Source organism: Streptomyces sp. NPDC046909 (genome assembly GCF_040644695.1).
Lineage (GTDB): Bacteria > Actinomycetota > Actinomycetes > Streptomycetales > Streptomycetaceae > Streptomyces.
Genome location: NZ_JBEYXC010000032.1, coordinates 56,033 through 71,172, shown reverse-complemented (window position 1 = coordinate 71,172; position 15,140 = coordinate 56,033). Strand labels below are relative to the sequence as shown.

Annotated in this window: 14 protein-coding genes; 4 read left to right on the top strand and 10 right to left on the bottom strand. The window is 71.2% G+C overall.

The window, feature by feature from the left end:
• Positions 1–135 precede the first annotated feature (135 nt).
• The 5 genes from ABZ928_RS51750 to ABZ928_RS51730 form a co-directional block, all read right to left on the bottom strand.
• The gene (locus ABZ928_RS51750) at positions 136–2,376 is read right to left on the bottom strand and encodes an EAL domain-containing protein (RefSeq protein ID WP_361536525.1); all 2,241 of its coding nucleotides are present in this window, start codon (positions 2,374–2,376) and stop codon (positions 136–138) included.
• 282 nt (positions 2,377–2,658) lie between these two features.
• Complete coding sequence (gene ligA / locus ABZ928_RS51745) at positions 2,659–4,851, bottom strand: NAD-dependent DNA ligase LigA (RefSeq protein ID WP_361536523.1); 2,193 nt, start codon at positions 4,849–4,851, stop codon at positions 2,659–2,661.
• Positions 4,852–4,866: 15 nt separating this feature from the next.
• Positions 4,867–5,874, bottom strand: coding sequence for a methionine synthase (locus ABZ928_RS51740; protein ID WP_361536521.1), 1,008 nt, complete (start codon positions 5,872–5,874; stop codon positions 4,867–4,869).
• Between the two features lie 30 nt (positions 5,875–5,904).
• Positions 5,905–6,603, bottom strand: coding sequence for an SDR family oxidoreductase (locus ABZ928_RS51735; protein WP_361536519.1), 699 nt, complete (start codon positions 6,601–6,603; stop codon positions 5,905–5,907).
• An 18-nt stretch (positions 6,604–6,621) separates the two neighbouring features.
• Positions 6,622–7,161, bottom strand: a complete 540-nt coding sequence (locus ABZ928_RS51730) for a TIGR00730 family Rossman fold protein (protein WP_361536517.1) — start codon at positions 7,159–7,161, stop codon at positions 6,622–6,624.
• Positions 7,162–7,211: 50 nt separating this feature from the next.
• On the opposite strand from ABZ928_RS51730, the gene ABZ928_RS51725 reads away from it, so the two are divergent.
• Both ABZ928_RS51725 and ABZ928_RS51720 read left to right on the top strand, forming a co-directional pair.
• The gene (locus ABZ928_RS51725; protein WP_361536515.1) at positions 7,212–7,538 is read left to right on the top strand and encodes a DUF427 domain-containing protein; all 327 of its coding nucleotides are present in this window, start codon (positions 7,212–7,214) and stop codon (positions 7,536–7,538) included.
• 49 nt (positions 7,539–7,587) lie between these two features.
• Complete coding sequence (locus ABZ928_RS51720) at positions 7,588–8,370, top strand: alpha/beta hydrolase (RefSeq protein ID WP_361536513.1); 783 nt, start codon at positions 7,588–7,590, stop codon at positions 8,368–8,370.
• Here ABZ928_RS51720 and mnmA read toward each other — a convergent pair.
• Positions 8,360–9,487, bottom strand: coding sequence for a tRNA 2-thiouridine(34) synthase MnmA (gene mnmA / locus ABZ928_RS51715; RefSeq protein WP_361536511.1), 1,128 nt, complete (start codon positions 9,485–9,487; stop codon positions 8,360–8,362). The two genes, ABZ928_RS51720 and mnmA, sit on opposite strands and share 11 nt — an antisense overlap.
• Positions 9,488–9,547: 60 nt before the next feature.
• On the opposite strand from mnmA, the gene ABZ928_RS51710 reads away from it, so the two are divergent.
• Both ABZ928_RS51710 and ABZ928_RS51705 read left to right on the top strand, forming a co-directional pair.
• On the top strand, positions 9,548–10,210 hold the full coding sequence (locus ABZ928_RS51710) for an N-acetylmuramoyl-L-alanine amidase (protein ID WP_361536509.1): 663 nt from the start codon (positions 9,548–9,550) through the stop codon (positions 10,208–10,210).
• A 213-nt stretch (positions 10,211–10,423) separates the two neighbouring features.
• Positions 10,424–11,971, top strand: coding sequence for a multicopper oxidase domain-containing protein (locus ABZ928_RS51705; protein WP_361536507.1), 1,548 nt, complete (start codon positions 10,424–10,426; stop codon positions 11,969–11,971).
• A gap of 97 nt (positions 11,972–12,068) precedes the next feature.
• Here ABZ928_RS51705 and ABZ928_RS51700 read toward each other — a convergent pair whose 3' ends face one another.
• The 4 genes from ABZ928_RS51700 to ABZ928_RS51685 all read right to left on the bottom strand — a co-directional run bounded on the left by ABZ928_RS51700 (position 12,069) and on the right by ABZ928_RS51685 (position 15,108).
• The gene (locus tag ABZ928_RS51700; RefSeq protein WP_361536505.1) at positions 12,069–13,217 is read right to left on the bottom strand and encodes a VCBS repeat-containing protein; all 1,149 of its coding nucleotides are present in this window, start codon (positions 13,215–13,217) and stop codon (positions 12,069–12,071) included.
• Between the two features lie 168 nt (positions 13,218–13,385).
• Positions 13,386–14,555 (bottom strand): cysteine desulfurase family protein, encoded by a 1,170-nt coding sequence (locus ABZ928_RS51695; protein WP_361536503.1) that lies wholly within the window; start codon positions 14,553–14,555, stop codon positions 13,386–13,388.
• A 50-nt stretch (positions 14,556–14,605) separates the two neighbouring features.
• The gene (locus ABZ928_RS51690) at positions 14,606–14,908 is read right to left on the bottom strand and encodes a DUF4190 domain-containing protein (protein WP_361536501.1); all 303 of its coding nucleotides are present in this window, start codon (positions 14,906–14,908) and stop codon (positions 14,606–14,608) included.
• A 35-nt stretch (positions 14,909–14,943) separates the two neighbouring features.
• On the bottom strand, positions 14,944–15,108 hold the full coding sequence (locus tag ABZ928_RS51685) for a hypothetical protein (protein ID WP_361536499.1): 165 nt from the start codon (positions 15,106–15,108) through the stop codon (positions 14,944–14,946).
• Positions 15,109–15,140 lie beyond the last annotated feature (32 nt).

Here is a 15,140-nt window from a genome sequence, read left to right as displayed (position 1 = left end):
CAAACGCCGGAGGGGCTGGGTTTTTCAGCCCGTCCGGCGTTTGAGGACGAGGCCCCTTCAGGGCCGAAGCGGGGGTCTGGGGGCGGCAGCCCCCAGTGATGGGACGGGTAGGGGCGGCGGGGGCGAGGAAAAGCCCTACTCGTCGGCCGCGGCCGCCGGCAGCGCTGCGCGCGGGCGCTGCCAGCCCCTGGAACCCCTTGCCCGCAGCCACGCCGTCGTCTCCTCGGCCGGCATCGCAGCGGCGACCAGCCAACCCTGTACCGCGTCACAGCCCAGATCCCGCAGCCGCTCCCAGGTCTCGTCGTCCTCCACGCCCTCCGCGACGACCAGCAGGCCCAGGGAATGGGCGAGGTCCACCGTGCACCGCACGATCTCCGCGTCCTCGGTGTCCACGGCCAGCCTCGCCACGAACGAGCGGTCGATCTTCAGTTCGCTGACGGGGAGGCGGCGGAGGTGGACGAGGGAGGAGTAGCCCGTGCCGAAGTCGTCGAGGGACATCTTCACGCCGTGCCCTGTCAGCCCGGCGAGGGTGTCCGCGGCGCGCTGCGGGTCCTCCAGGAGCACGTGTTCCGTTATCTCCAGCTGGAGCGAGCCCGCGGGGACGCCGTGCCGGGCCAGTCGCGCGGCGACCGAGCCGGCGAAGCCGGGGGTGTGGACGTCGCGCGGGGAGACGTTGACCGCGACCGGGACGTGCAGGCCCTGGGCGCGCCAGATGGCGACCTGGCCGAGGGCGGTGTCGAGGACGTACTCCGTGAGGTGCGGCATCAGCCCGGAGGACTCGGCGATGGCGATGAACTCGTCCGGCGGCACCTTCCCGCGCTCGGGATGCACCCAGCGGACCAGGGCCTCCAGGCCCGCCACCTGTCCGTCGAAGCGGACCTTGGGCTGGTAGTGCAGCTCGACCTCGTGCGCATCGAGCGCGCGCCGCAGGTCACCGAGCAGGCCGAGGCGGTCCGGGGTGTTGGAGTCCCGCTTGGACTCGTACACCTCCACCCCCGTACGGTCCCGCTTCGCCTGGTACATCGCCACGTCCGCCCGCCGCAGCAGCCCCTCCGCGTCGAGCGCGTGGTCGGGGAAGACGGCGACTCCCGCGCTGGCCTCCAGGACGAGGGTGAGCCCGTCGAGGTCGAGCGGGGAGCTGAGGGCCGCGACGAGGTTGCGGGCGACGCGGGTCGCGGAGGTCGTGGAGTCGGCGACCGGCAGTAAGACGGCGAACTCGTCACCGCCGAGCCGTGCGGCCTCCGCTCCGCGCGGCAGGGCTCGTTGCAGCCGGTCGGCTATCTGGAGGAGCAGCCGGTCGCCGGCCAGGTGGCCCAGGGTGTCGTTGACCGACCGGAAGCGGTCGAGGTCGATGAGCATCAGGGCGGACCGGGCGCCGATGCGCTCGGCGTCGTCCAGGGCGGTCCATATGCGTTCGAGGAGCCACTGGCGGTTGGGCAGCCCGGTCAGCGGATCGCGCAGCTGCTCCTCCGCCCGGGCCCGGGCTATCCACAGGGTGGAGTCGAGGGCGATGAGCGGGATGGAGAACAGGGGCAGCAGCACCGGCTTGGCGACCGCGACGACACAGACCAGCGGGGCGATGCCGAGCAGCGCGACCGCGACCAGGCCCTGTCTGAGGAGGGCGGTGCGGGCGACGGTGGGCAGGCCGCCGGTGCGCGGGGCGTGCAGATACCAGAGGAGCGTGCGGGTGACCGCGAGGTAGGCGGCCGCGACGAGGAGTACCTCGGGGGCGGTGTAGACGGTCCAGGTGTCGGGGTTCCAGGGGGCCTCGACGGAGGGGATGCGGCCGAACGCGGCGAGCACCAGGGCGCCGGCGCCGATGCCGAGGATGTCCACCGCGCCGTGCAGGACGCCCTGCCGCCAGCGGTGACGCCTGGCTATGCCGACCAGGACGACGACGGTGAGGCTGACCATGCCGGCCGGCACCCAGCCGTACAGCATCAGCACGGCGAGGGTGAGGGCGGCGCCGGAGCCGGTGCCGCCCCACCAGCGGGCGCGGCCGAGCGCGACCAGGTGGCCGACGATGACGCCGGTCAGCACGGCGAGGGACCAGCCGACGGTGCCGGACGGGAAGAGCGCGTGGCCGCCGGTGAACGCCCGGTAGAACCCGGCGCCGAGCACGAACCCGGCCGCCGCGACCACCGCGGTGGGCAACGCGGGCCAGGACAGATGCCGTTCGGGCCCGGAGCCCGGCAGTGCCTGCGGGTGCGTCGCGGTGAGCTGTACGGCGGTGCGGTCGGCCGGCGCGGAGTACGGTCCCGGGGCGCGCCCCTCGTCGCCCGGACCGGTGGGCCGGGGCGGCCGGCGGCTCCCCCGCAGGGCGCCGGTGAGCCGGCGCAGCCGTGAGTCAGGGGCGGCGCTCCCGGTCGGTTCCATTCCCGTCCCTCTCACAGCCGGCGGTGCCCACGCCACGCGGCCTGTTGCCCGACAAACCCTCTACGGCGCCGCGTTGGAAAACCTTCCCCCTTGTTCTCGAAGGGCCCTCGGAGAACAAAGGGGATGCCCCGACCGCAGCTGGGCACGGCAGGCGCACATCTCAACAGTAGGCCGCAGAAGGCTTCCACGGGCAGCGGTCGTCGACGGTTGCCCGAATGCGCCCCGGCCACCCGTATGCATCTGGTATGCGCCGATCGGGTGGCCTTCAACCGCTACTCCGTCCTACTCCTCGATGGGAAGTGCGACTTCGGCGGCCGCGTCGGGGCCCTGTTCCAGCAGGACGTCGAACCCGTCCTCGTTCAGAACCGGAACCTTCAGCTGCATCGCCTTGTCGTACTTCGAACCAGGATTGTCACCCACAACGACGAAAGACGTCTTCTTCGAAACAGAACCGGTCACTTTCGCGCCCCGAGTTTGCAGCGCCTCCTTGGCGCCGTCACGGGTGAAGCGCTCCAGGGTGCCGGTGACCACGACGGTGAGGCCTTCGAGGGGGCGGGGGCCCTCGTCCTCGCCGGAGCCCTCCTCCTCCATACGGACACCGGCGGCCCGCCACTTGCGGAGGATCTCCTGGTGCCACTCCTCGGCGAACCACTCCTTGAGGGACTTCGCGATGATCCCGCCGACCCCGTCGGTGCCCGCGAGCTCCTCCTCCGTCGCCTGCTCGATGCGCTCGATCGAGCGGAACTCACGGGCCAGCGCCTCGGCCGCGACGGGCCCGACATGCCGGATCGACAGGCCGGTGAGGACCCGGGCGAGCGGACGCTCCTTGGCCGCCGCGATGTTCTCCAGCATGGAGACCGCGTTCTTCTTCGGTTCGCCCTGCTGGTTGGCGAAGACCGTGGCGATCTTCTCCTCGCCGGTCTTCGGGTCCCGCTTGGGCAGGCCGCTGTCCTGGTCGAGGACGTACGCCTTGATCGGCAGCAACTGCTCGATGGTGAGGTCGAACAGGTCGCCCTCGTCGACCAGCGGCGGCTCGGCCGGCTCCAGCGGCTTGGTCAGGGCCGCGGCGGCGACGTACCCGAAGTGCTCGATGTCCAGCGACTTGCGGCCCGCGAGGTAGAAGAGGCGCTCGCGCAACTGGGCCGGGCAGGTCTGCGCGTTGGGGCAGCGCAGATCGACGTCTCCCTCCTTCATGGGCCGCAACGCCGTACCGCACTCGGGGCACTCGGCCGGCATCACGAACTCGCGCTCGCTGCCGTCCCGCAGGTCGACGACCGGGCCGAGGATCTCGGGGATGACATCACCGGCCTTGCGCAGCACCACGGTGTCGCCGATCAGGACGCCCTTCGCCTTGACGACGTCCTGGTTGTGCAGGGTCGCGAACTCGACCTCGGAGCCCGCGACGGTGACCGGCTCGACCTGGGCGTAGGGGGTGACGCGACCCGTACGGCCCACGCCGACGCGGATGTTGATGAGCTTGGTGTTGACCTCTTCGGGCGCGTATTTGTATGCGATCGCCCAGCGCGGGGCGCGGGAGGTGGAGCCGAGGCGGCCCTGGAGGGGGATCTCGTCGAGCTTCACCACCGCCCCGTCGATCTCATGCTCCACCGAGTGCCGGTTCTCCCCGAAGTACGCGATGAACTCCCGTACCCCGTCGAGTCCGTCGACCACCTTGTTGTGCTGGGCGGTGGGCAGCCCCCAGGTCTTGAGGAGGTCGTAGGCCTGGGAGAGGCGGGTCATGCCGTCGAAGCCCTCCAGGGCGCCGATGCCGTGCACGACCATGTGGAGGGGGCGGGTGGCGGTGACGCGCGGGTCCTTCTGGCGCAGCGAACCCGCCGCCGCGTTGCGCGGGTTGGCAAAGGGCTTGTCGCCGGCCTCGACCAGGCGGGCGTTGAGCTCCTCGAACTTCTCCATCGGGAAGTAGACCTCGCCGCGGATCTCCACGAGGTCGGGGACCTTGTCGCCGGTGAGGCGGTCCGGGATCTCCGCGATGGTGCGGACGTTGGGCGTGATGTCCTCGCCGGTGCGGCCGTCGCCGCGGGTCGCCGCGCGGACGAGGCGGCCCTGCTCGTACGTCAGGTTGACCGCGAGGCCGTCGACCTTGAGCTCGCACAGGAGGTGGTAGTCGGAGGTGCCGACGTCCTTGGCGACGCGCTCGGCCCAGGCCGCCAACTCCTCGTCGCTGAAGGCGTTGTCGAGGGAGAGCATGCGGGAGCGGTGCTCGACGGAGGTGAACTCCGTCTCGTACGCACCCGCGACCTTCTGGGTCGGCGAGTCCGGCGTCCGCAGCTCGCCGTACTCCTCCTCCAGCGCCTCCAGGGACCGCAGGAGCTTGTCGAAGTCCGCGTCGCTGATGACCGGAGCGTCGTTCACGTAGTACCGGAAGCGGTGCTCCTCGATCTGCTCAGCGAGCTTCGCGTGCTGCTCCCGTGCCTCGGCGGGCACCGTCGTCTCCGCTTGCTTGTCGCCGGCCACCGTGTTGTCCTCCCGTTACTCTGGGTTGTCCGCGAGGGATCTCGCCGCCTGGACGCAGTGGGCGAGAGCCTTGCGCGCGTAACTCGGGGAGGCCCCCGCGAGTCCGCACGCCGGAGTGACCGTGACCGCCTCCGCGAGCAGCCCCGGATGCAGCCCCAGCCTGCGCCACAACGTCCTGACACCCATGACGCTACCGGCAGGGTCTGACAATGGGCCGTCCGTGCCCGCCACGACACCGGCGAAGAGCCGGGTGCCGCCTTCCACCGCCTCGCCGATCGCGTCGTCGTCACGCTCGGTGAGAAGGCCGAAGTCGAAGGAGATCGCCGTCGCGCCCGCCCGGCGCAGGAGGGCGAACGGGACGTCCGGTGCGCACGAGTGGACCAGGACGGGGCCGCCGCCGTGAACCCCGACGACGTCGCGGAGGGCCGCCTCGACGACCTGCCGGTCGGCGGCGCGGTGGGTGCGGTAGCCGCTGGCGGTCTTCACCTGTCCGCGGAGCACGGCGATGAGGGAGGGCTCGTCGAGCTGGAGGACGAGCTGGGCGCCGGGTACGCGGCGCCGCACCTCCGCGAGATGCTCGCGCAGTCCCTCGGCGAGGGATGCGGCGAGGTCGCGGCAGGCGCCGGGGTCGGAGAGCGCCGACTCGCCGTTCCTGAGCTCCAGCGCGGCGGCCAGCGTCCAGGGGCCGACGGCCTGCACCTTCAGCTGACCCTCGTACCCCTGGGTGAACTCCTCCAGCGCGTCGAGGTCTTCGCCGAGCCATGACCTGGCCCGCTTGGTGTCCCGGCCCGGCCGGTCGCCGATCCGCCATCCGCTGGGTTCCACGCGCGCGAACACCTCGACGAGCATCCCGGCGGTCCGCCCGATCATGTCCGCGCCGGGTCCGCGCGCGGGCAGCTCGGGCAGGAACGGGAAGTCCTCGAAGGAGCCGGTGGCCGTCCTGGCGGCCTCCCTGGCGTCGCCGCCGGGGAGGGAGCCGATGCCGGTGGCGGAGGCGAAGGTGAACTGGCTGTTTTCACTCACCCCGGAAGCCTACGGAACACCCGGCCGGGGTCAGCGCCCCGGCCGGACCGTCAGGTCGTTGATCTCCGCGTCCCTGGGCAGGTCGAGGGCGGTCAGGATGGCCGTCGCCACCGACTCGGGGTCGATCCACTTCGAGGCGTCGTACTCCTTGCCCTCCTGCTGGTGGACCTTCGCCTGCATCGGGCTGGCGGTGCGGCCGGGGTAGACCGAGGTGACGCGGACGCCGTTGGCGTGCTCCTCGTGGCGCAGGGAGTCGGCCAGGGCCTTGAGGCCGTGCTTGGAGGCGGCGTACGCGGACCAGTCGGCGTGGGCGTTCAGTCCGGCGCCGGAGTTCACGAACACCACGTGGCCCTGCGCGACCCGGAGTTGGGGCAGGAAGTGCCGGGTCAGCTCGGCCGGGGAGATCAGGTTGACGTTGAGCTGGTGGCGCCAGGACTTGGGGGTCAGGTCGCCCACCGGGCCCAGGTCGACCACGCCCGCGATGTGCAGCAGCGAGTCGACCCGGTCGGGAAGCGACTGGTGGGAGAAGGCCCAGGACAGCTTGTCCGGGTCCGCCAGGTCGCCGACGAGCGTCCTCGCGCCGGGGAACTCCGCCGCCAGATCCTTCGCGCGGGCCGCGTCGCGCGCGTGGAGCACGAGTTCGTCCCCGCGCGCGTGGAGGCGACGGGCGACGGCCGCGCCGATGCCGGAGCCCGCCCCGGTGATCACATGAGTAGCCATGCCCGTCATCGTCGCATCAGCCGACGCTCACTCGACGCCCTGGCTCTCCTCGATGTAGGCCAGCGCCCCCACCGGCTCCTCCGCGAAGAACACCAGGTCGGTCAGGGGGACGGGCAGGAAGCCCTCGTCCTCCATCCGCCGGAACTGCTCCTTCAGACCGTCGTAGAAGCCCGCGGTGTTGAGCAGCACCACCGGCTTGTCCGTGTGGCCGTGCTTCTTCAGCTCCAGGATCTCGGTGGCCTCGTCGAGCGTCCCGGTACCGCCCACCATGATCACCACGGCGTCGGCCTTCTCCACGAGCAGCCGCTTGCGCTCGGCGAGGTCCTTGGCGATCACCATCTCGTCCACGCCGGGACGGACCTTGGCGGCGAGGAACTCCACGGAGACACCGACCAGCCGGCCGCCCGCCTCGTGCACGCCGTCCGCGACGACCTTCATCAGGCCGACGTCCGAGCCTCCCCACACCAGCGTGTGCCCGCCCTTGCCGAGGAGTTCCGCGAACTCCCGCGCGGGGCGCGTGTAGCGGTCGTCGAGGTCGGCGGCGGAGAGGAAGACGCAGATATTCATGGGCTCACCGTACGCGGGAAGAACCCGGGGTCCGCGAGCGCTCTTCCGGTATGGCCGAAGGACACACGATCACCATCGAGCAAGGCGACCGGCACGTGCGCGTGGTGCACGGCGACCAGATCCTGGCGGAGAGCGAACGCCCGCTGGTCCTCAGGGAGACGGGCTGTCCCGTCCGCTACTACCTCCCCGCCGAGGACGTACGCCTGGACCTCCTGACCCCCTCCGAGACCCACACCTACTGCCCCTTCAAGGGAACCGCGTCCTACTGGTCGCTCCCTGACGCGGCCGACCTGGTGTGGTCGTACCCCGACCCCAAGCCGGACGTCGCCCAGATCAAGGACCACCTCTGCTTCTACGAGGTCGAAGTCACCGATTAGGTCCCCGCGTCACCGATTAGTTCCACGGCCCGTGGGAGTCTCCACAGGCATGGACAAGAAGACTCTTTCCCGCGACGGCACGCCCCTCGCCTACGAAAGCACCGGTGAGGGCCCCGCCGTCGTTCTCGTGAGCGGCGCGATGTCGACGGGCGGCACGCTGGCACCGCTGGCCGTGCCCCTGTCGGACCGCTTCAAGGTGCTCACCTACGACCGCCGGGGCCGTGGCGAGAGCGGTGACACGGCCCCGTACGCGGTGGAGCGTGAGGTCGAGGATCTCGCCGCGCTGATCGAGGCGGCGGGCGGTGAGGCGTGTCTGTTCGGCATCTCGTCGGGCGGGGCGCTGGTCCTCGAAGCGGCGGCGAGCGGGCTGCCGGTGCGCCGGGTCGCCGTGTACGAGACGCCGTTCGCCGACTTCTCCGAGGCCGGGGCCAAGGAGCGCGCCGAGTACACCGAGAACCTGACCGCGGCGCTCGCCGAGGAGCGGCGCGGGGACGCGGTCGAGCTGTTCCTGCGGCTCACCGGCATGCCCGACGGGATGATCCAGGGCGCCCGCCGGTCCCCCGCGTGGGCGGGCATGGAGGCCGCGGCACCGAGTCTCGCCTACGACAACACCGTGATGGGCGACGGCCTGATCCCCCGGGAACGGCTGGCCTCGATCACCGTCCCCGTACTGGCCGTCGCGGGCGGCGCGAGCCCCGAGTGGCTTCAGGAGGCCACGCGCGCGGTCGCGGAGTCGGCGCCGAACGGCTCGTACCGGAACCTGGCGGGCCAGACCCACATGGTGGATCCGAACGCCCTAGCCCCGGTGCTAGCCGACTACTTCACGCCGTGACGCCCGCCGTCGCGCGCGTGGTCGTCGCGATCGTCGCCGAGCCCACCACGCGCGTGCCGTCGTACAGCACGATCGCCTGGCCGGGGGCGACCCCGCGCACCGGCTCCGTGAAGGAGACCTGGAGCTCGCCGTCCACCAGTTCCGCGGTCACCTCGGTCTCGCCGCCGTGGGCGCGGAGCTGGGCGGTGTAGGTGCCGGGGCCCTCGGGGGCCGTGCCGCACCAGCGGGGCTTGATCGCGCGGAGGCCGGTCACGTCCAGGGCGGCGGCCGGGCCGACCGTCACCGTGTTGTCGACCGGGGAGATGTCGAGGACGTAGCGCGGCTTGCCGTCGGCGGCCGGGGTGCCGATGCGCAGGCCCTTGCGCTGGCCGATGGTGAAGCCGTACGCGCCCTCGTGGGTGCCGATCTTGGCGCCGGACTCGTCGACGATGTCGCCCTCGGCCTTGCCGAGCCGATTGGCGAGGAAGCCCTGGGTGTCGCCGTCGGCGATGAAGCAGATGTCGTGCGAGTCGGGCTTCTTCGCCACCGCCAGGCCCCTGTGCTCGGCCTCCGCGCGGATCTCGTCCTTCGTCGTGACCGTGTCGCCGAGCGGGAAGAGCGCGTGCGCGAGCTGCTTCTCGTCGAGGACGCCGAGGACGTACGACTGGTCCTTGGCCATGTCGGAGGCGCGGTGCAGTTCGCGGGAGCCGTCCTCGCGGACGATCACCTGGGCGTAGTGGCCGGTGCAGACCGCGTCGAAGCCGAGCGCGAGGGCCTTGTCGAGCAGGGCGGCGAACTTGATCTTCTCGTTGCAGCGCAGGCAGGGGTTCGGGGTGCGGCCGGCCTCGTACTCGGCGACGAAGTCCTCGACGACGTCCTCGCGGAAGCGGTCGGCGAGGTCCCAGACGTAGAACGGGATGCCGATGACGTCGGCCGCGCGGCGGGCGTCGCGGGAGTCCTCGATGGTGCAACAGCCACGCGCGCCCGTGCGGAACGATTGCGGGTTCGCCGAGAGGGCGAGGTGGACACCGGTCACGTCGTGGCCGGCTTCCGCGGCGCGGGCGGCGGCGACGGCGGAGTCCACGCCGCCGGACATGGCGGCGAGGACGCGGAGGGGGCGCTGCGTGGAGTGAGTCATAACTCCTCCAGGGTACGGGGACGCGGGAACCGGAGCCCACGAGTATCCGTTGACGATCACATGGGGGCGACAGAGGCATCCAAGGACGGCGATCGGCGCATCGGGCGCCGGGCGCTGCTGATCGGCGGGGCGGCGGCCGCGGTGGGCACCGGTGTGCTGGCCCGTGACGAGCTGGCGCGGCTGTGGTGGCGTACGCCCGGGGTGGAGAAGCCGCGCAAGGAGGGCGAGGTCGACTTCGCGGGGGCGCGCTGGGTCGCGGCCTCCGACGCGAACTGGCGGCGCGCGGACCGGCCCGACGACTACGGCATAGACATGGTGATCATCCATGTCACCCAGGGCAGTCTCGGCAGCGCGGTGAAGGCTTTCCAGGACCCGGGGCACCAGGCGGCCGCGCACTACATCGTCGGCAAGGACGGCCATGTCACGCAGATGATCCGCGAGTTGGACGTGGCGTACCACGCGGGCAACCGCGACTACAACGAACGCAGTGTCGGCATCGAGCACGAGGGGTTCGTGGACCGGCCGCAGGACTTCACGGACGAGATGTACGCGGCCTCGGCGCGGCTCACGGCGCGGATCTGCGCGCGCTACGACATACCCGTCGACCGCGAGCACATCATCGGGCACGTGGAGGTGCCGGGGACGGACCACACCGACCCGGGCAAGCACTGGGACTGGGACCGGTACATGAAGCTCGTACGCGAGGTCCCGGCCGCGGTGTGATGCAGGTCACATGCCCACGTTATCGTGAACAATCGGTGAAGGGCCTCCGTCCGATGTGTCCCGCGCTCCGACGCTGACCTGCGCTGCGTCAACTTGGCTTTTCTTCAACGGAGTTGGGGCGGGAAAGGCCTTTCTCAGGGTCCACAGGGTTCCCGGCTCGCACCCAACTTCACCTCAGTCTTCGCACAGGCCTCAGGCCAAAGCTCCACGGGCATGACACACACCACAGGTCCCGACAGGGACGCGCACGCGAGAGACGGCCAGGAAGCGAAGGGCAAGCACTCCAAGGAGACCCGGGGGCGCAAGAAGGCCCTGCACCGGCGGAAGTTCCTCGGCGGGATGGCCGGGGTCGGCCTGGGGGCGGTCGGCGCGGCCGGTGCCGCGTTCTCCCTGCTGACCGAGGGCGTCCGCAGCAAGGCGGCCGCGGCGGACGGCACCCTGGTCATCCCCGATCTGCTGGAGGGCACCACGTCCGACGGCACGACCACGTTCACGCTGGCGACGCAGACCGGCACGACCGAGGTGCTCAGCGGGGTCTCCAGCACGACGTCCGGCTACAACCAGTCGTTCCTCGGCCCGACCATGAAGTGGACCAAGGGCGACACCGTCCTGCTGGACATCACCAACAACCTCGACGAGGACACCACCGTCCATTTCCATGGGGCGCATGTCCCACCGAAGATGGACGGCGGCCCGCAGAACGCCTTCTCCGCCGGGACCACCTGGGAGCCCACCTTCGAGGTCCTCGACGAGGCCAAGACCCTCTGGTACCACCCGCACGCCCTGGGCACCACGGCCAAGCAGGCGGTCCACGGCCTGGCGGGGATGATCATCGTCGAGGACGACTCGGACACCTCCGCCGCCCTGCCCAGCGACTACGGCGTCGACGACATCCCGCTGATCTTCCAGTGTCTGGCCGTCGACAGCGCCGGTGACATCAAGTACGACCAGACCGGGTACCTCACCAGCGGCCTGAGCTTCCCGGTCCTGGTGAACGGCACCAACGTCGACGACACGACCCTCGGCTTCACCGCCACCAAGACCCGCAACCGCTTCCGGGCGCTGAACGCCTCGCCCGCCGACATCATCACCATCCAGCGCAGCGACGGCGGCACCCTGACCCAGATCGCCACCGAGCAGGGCTATCTGACGGAGGCCGCCGAGGTCACCACCATCCGGCTGGTGGCCGGTTCCCGCGCCGAGTTCGTCATGGACGTCACCGAGGACGTCACCCTCCAGGTCGTGATCACCACCGGCTGGATCCGCGGCGGTTCGGGCACCTTCGACTTCCTCACGGTCAGCGCGGGCGGCACCGACACACCGGACGACCTGCCGAGCACTCTCAACACCATCGACCGGTACGACACCACCGGCTTCACCGCCCGCACCATCACGCTCAGCAACACGGGCGCGACCATGAAGATCAACGGTTCGGCCGGTCTCACCATGGCCAGCATGGCCATGATCAGCACCACGCTGGGCGCCAAGGAGGTCTGGACGATCACCAACGCCAGTCAGCTGGAGCACTCGTTCCATCTGCATGACGTGCCCTACCAGTTGATCTCGGTCAACGGGGAGGCCCCCACCGGGGTCGACCTCGGCTGGCGCGACACCTACGAGGTCGTCGGCGGCGGCACGATCGTGATCGCGATGGAGTTCACCGACTTCGCCGACGACACGTACATGTACATGCTCCACTGCCATCTGCTTCAGCACGAGGACGAGGGAATGATGGCCTCCCTCATGGTCACGGAGAGCTAGCCAGTACCCGCTCGCCGCCCCCTTGGGACGGCTGCCGCCGGCAGTGGAAGTGCCGGCGGCAGCCTGCTGAGGAGGGCTAGCAGCGGCTCCGAGGGGGCTAGCAGCTGCCCTTGAACACATCGACCTGTCCCCCAGTGCTGTTCGCGACCGCGAGATCTCGTACGCCGTCGCCGTCCAGGTCGGATGCCGCCGCATCGTAGGCGCCGGGCGCCGACACCTCGGTGAGCGCGGTGAGTTGTCCGCTCGCGACGCCCAGGTACGGGGCGACCGAGTTGCCCCGCAGGGAGGACACCAGCAGGTCGCTGATCCCGTCGCCGTCCAGGTCGGCGGCGCCCACCGCGACGGGGAGCGCGGAGGTGGCGTACGTGGTCGCCGTACCGAAAGTCCCGTCGCCCGCGCCGAGGAGCACGTCCAGGGCGTTGGAGCCGTTGCTCACCGTGGCCAGGTCCAGGACGCCGTCGCCGTCGAAGTCGCCCTGGGCGAGGGAGTAGAGGCGGGAGGTGGTGGCGTACTCGGTGGAGTCGCCGAGGGCGCCGGTGCCGTCTCCCAGCAGGACGCTGACCCCGGCGCTGCCGACGCTGGCGGTGGCCACGTCGGCCGTGCCGTCCCCGTCGTAGTCGCCGATGACGACCCCGTGGGGCTGGCTGCCCGTGGCGGTCTGGCCGGCGTCCTCGAAGGTGCCGTCGCCGTTGCCCAGCAGCACCCGCACGGTGCTGGTCTGCTGCTCGGCGACCACCAGGTCGGCCGCGCCGTCGCCGTCGAGGTCCCCCGTGGCCAGCGCGCGCGGCGAGCCCGAGACGTCGATCGCGGAGGCCGCGCCGAACGTCCCGTCACCTTCATTGAGCAGCACGCTGACCTGGGCGCCGCCGAAGTCGGCGGTGGCGAGGTCGGGGCTGCCGTCGCCGTCGAAGTCGGCGGCCACGGTCTGGTACGGGCGGGTGCCGACGGTGTAGGAGGTGCCCTCGGCGAAGGTCCCGTCACCGTTGCCGAGCAGTACGGTCGCCGAAGCCGCTTCAAGGTTCGCGGCGACCAGGTCCTGCGCGCCGTCACCGTCCAGGTCCGCGGCGACGACGTGGCGGGTGTTGGTGGAGGCCTCCGCCGAGGTGTCCAGGAGGGTGTACGTCGGAGAGCCCGCGCAGGACTCACTTCCGTCGGCGGCGGCCGGGGGCACGGTCGCGGTGAGTGCGCCGACGAGGAGGAGTACGGCAGCGGCGGCGCGACGTACGTGCGATGGCTCGACGGTCATGAGACGGCCTTCTGTCGACAGCAGGGGCGGCGGCGCCCACCGAAGGTAGACCAACGGACCGTCAACTGTCGACAGCTGGACGCGATTTCACCATGTGCACCATGCATTCAGGCCGAGTGTCGACACTAGAAGACAGCCCCGCGGCTACAGCCGACGGAACGCCGCGCCCTACGTCAGCCCCGCCGCCCGCGCCCGTTCCACCGCCGGGCCGATCGCCTTGGCGACCGCCTCCACGTCGGCCTCGGTGGAGGTGTGGCCGAGGGAGAAGCGGAGGGTGCCGCGGGCGAGGTCCGGGTCGGTGCCGGTGGCGAGGAGGACATGGCTGGGCTGGGCGACACCGGCGGTGCAGGCGGAGCCGGTGGAGCACTCGATGCCCTGGGCGTCCAGGAGCAGGAGGAGCGAATCGCCCTCGCAGCCCGGGAAGGTGAAGTGGGCGTTGGCCGGGAGGCGGCCCGCCGAGGAGGGGTCGCCGCCGAGGATCGCGTCCGGGACCGCCGTACGGACCGCTTCGACCAGGGTGTCGCGCAGGGTGCCGATCTCTCGGGCGAACCACTCGCGCTGTTCGGCGGCCAGGCGGCCGGCGACGGCGAAGGAGGCGACGGCGGGGACGTCGAGGGTGCCGGAGCGGACGTGGCGCTCCTGGCCGCCACCGTGCAGAACGGGTACGGGGGTGTACTCACGGCCGAGGAGGAGTGCGCCGATGCCGTACGGGCCGCCGATCTTGTGGCCGGAGACCGTCATCGCGGCGAGGCCCGAGGCGGCGAAGTCGACCGGGACCTGGCCGTAGGCCTGGACCGCGTCGGCGTGCAGCGGGACGCCGAACTCCCTTGCCACATCCGCCAGTTCGCGGACCGGCATGACCGTGCCGATCTCGTTGTTGGCCCACATCACGGTGGCGAGGGCGACGTCGTCGGGGTCGCGGGCGATGGCCTCGCGGAGCGCCTCGGGGTGGACGCGGCCGTACGCGTCGACGGGGAGGTACTCGACGGTGGCGCCCTCGTGTTCGCCGAGCCAGTGCACGGCGTCGAGGACGGCGTGGTGCTCGACGGGGCTCGCCAGGACTCGGGTGCGGGCCGGGTCGGCGTCGCGGCGGGACCAGTACAGGCCCTTCACGGCGAGGTTGTCGGCCTCGGTACCACCGGAGGTGAGGACGACCTCACTGGGGCGGGCGCCGAGGGATTCGGCGAGGGTCTCTCGGGCCTCCTCGACGGTGCGCCTCGCGCGGCGGCCGGATGCGTGGAGGGAGGAGGCGTTGCCGGTGACGGCCAGCTGTGCGGTGAGCGCCTCGACCGCCTCGGGAAGCATCGGGGTCGTCGCTGCGTGGTCGAGGTAAGCCATGGTGACCCGATTCTACGGGCCCTGTTGGGAGGACTCGTGTCCAGGCCGGGCTAGAAGCTCCAGGACACCGAACTGTCCATCTGCATGAAGGCGACCAGGACGACCAGGTCGGCGATGCCGAGGCCCAGGCCCAGGAAGGCGCGGCCGCGGCGGGCGGTGCCCCGCCAGAGGGCCACGACGGCCAGGGCGATGGCGATGGGGCCGAGGAAGACGTTGAGGACGAGGAGGCCCACGAGGCCGAGGATGAAGGCGGCCACGGCCATGCCGTCGGCGTCACGGACGGCGGCGCGGGTGGCGGGGCTGGTGGAGTTGGTGGAGCTCGTAGAGCTGGTGGGCTGTGCGGTGAGCTGCATGATGATCGGTCCCCCAGGACGGGTGAGTCTGCGGATCAGTGGGTCGAGCTGTGACGGCGGGCGTTGCGCTCGCGGAGCGCGAAGATGCCGAGCCAGACGGCGATCACGACGGCGGCGACGGCGGTGAAGGTGAACGGCGCGTGGGCCACGGTGCCCAGCAGCGCACCGAAGAGCAGGAGCGCGGCGACGAGGAACAGCATGGGATGGAACCCCCTCCGAGATGCTTCGTGTG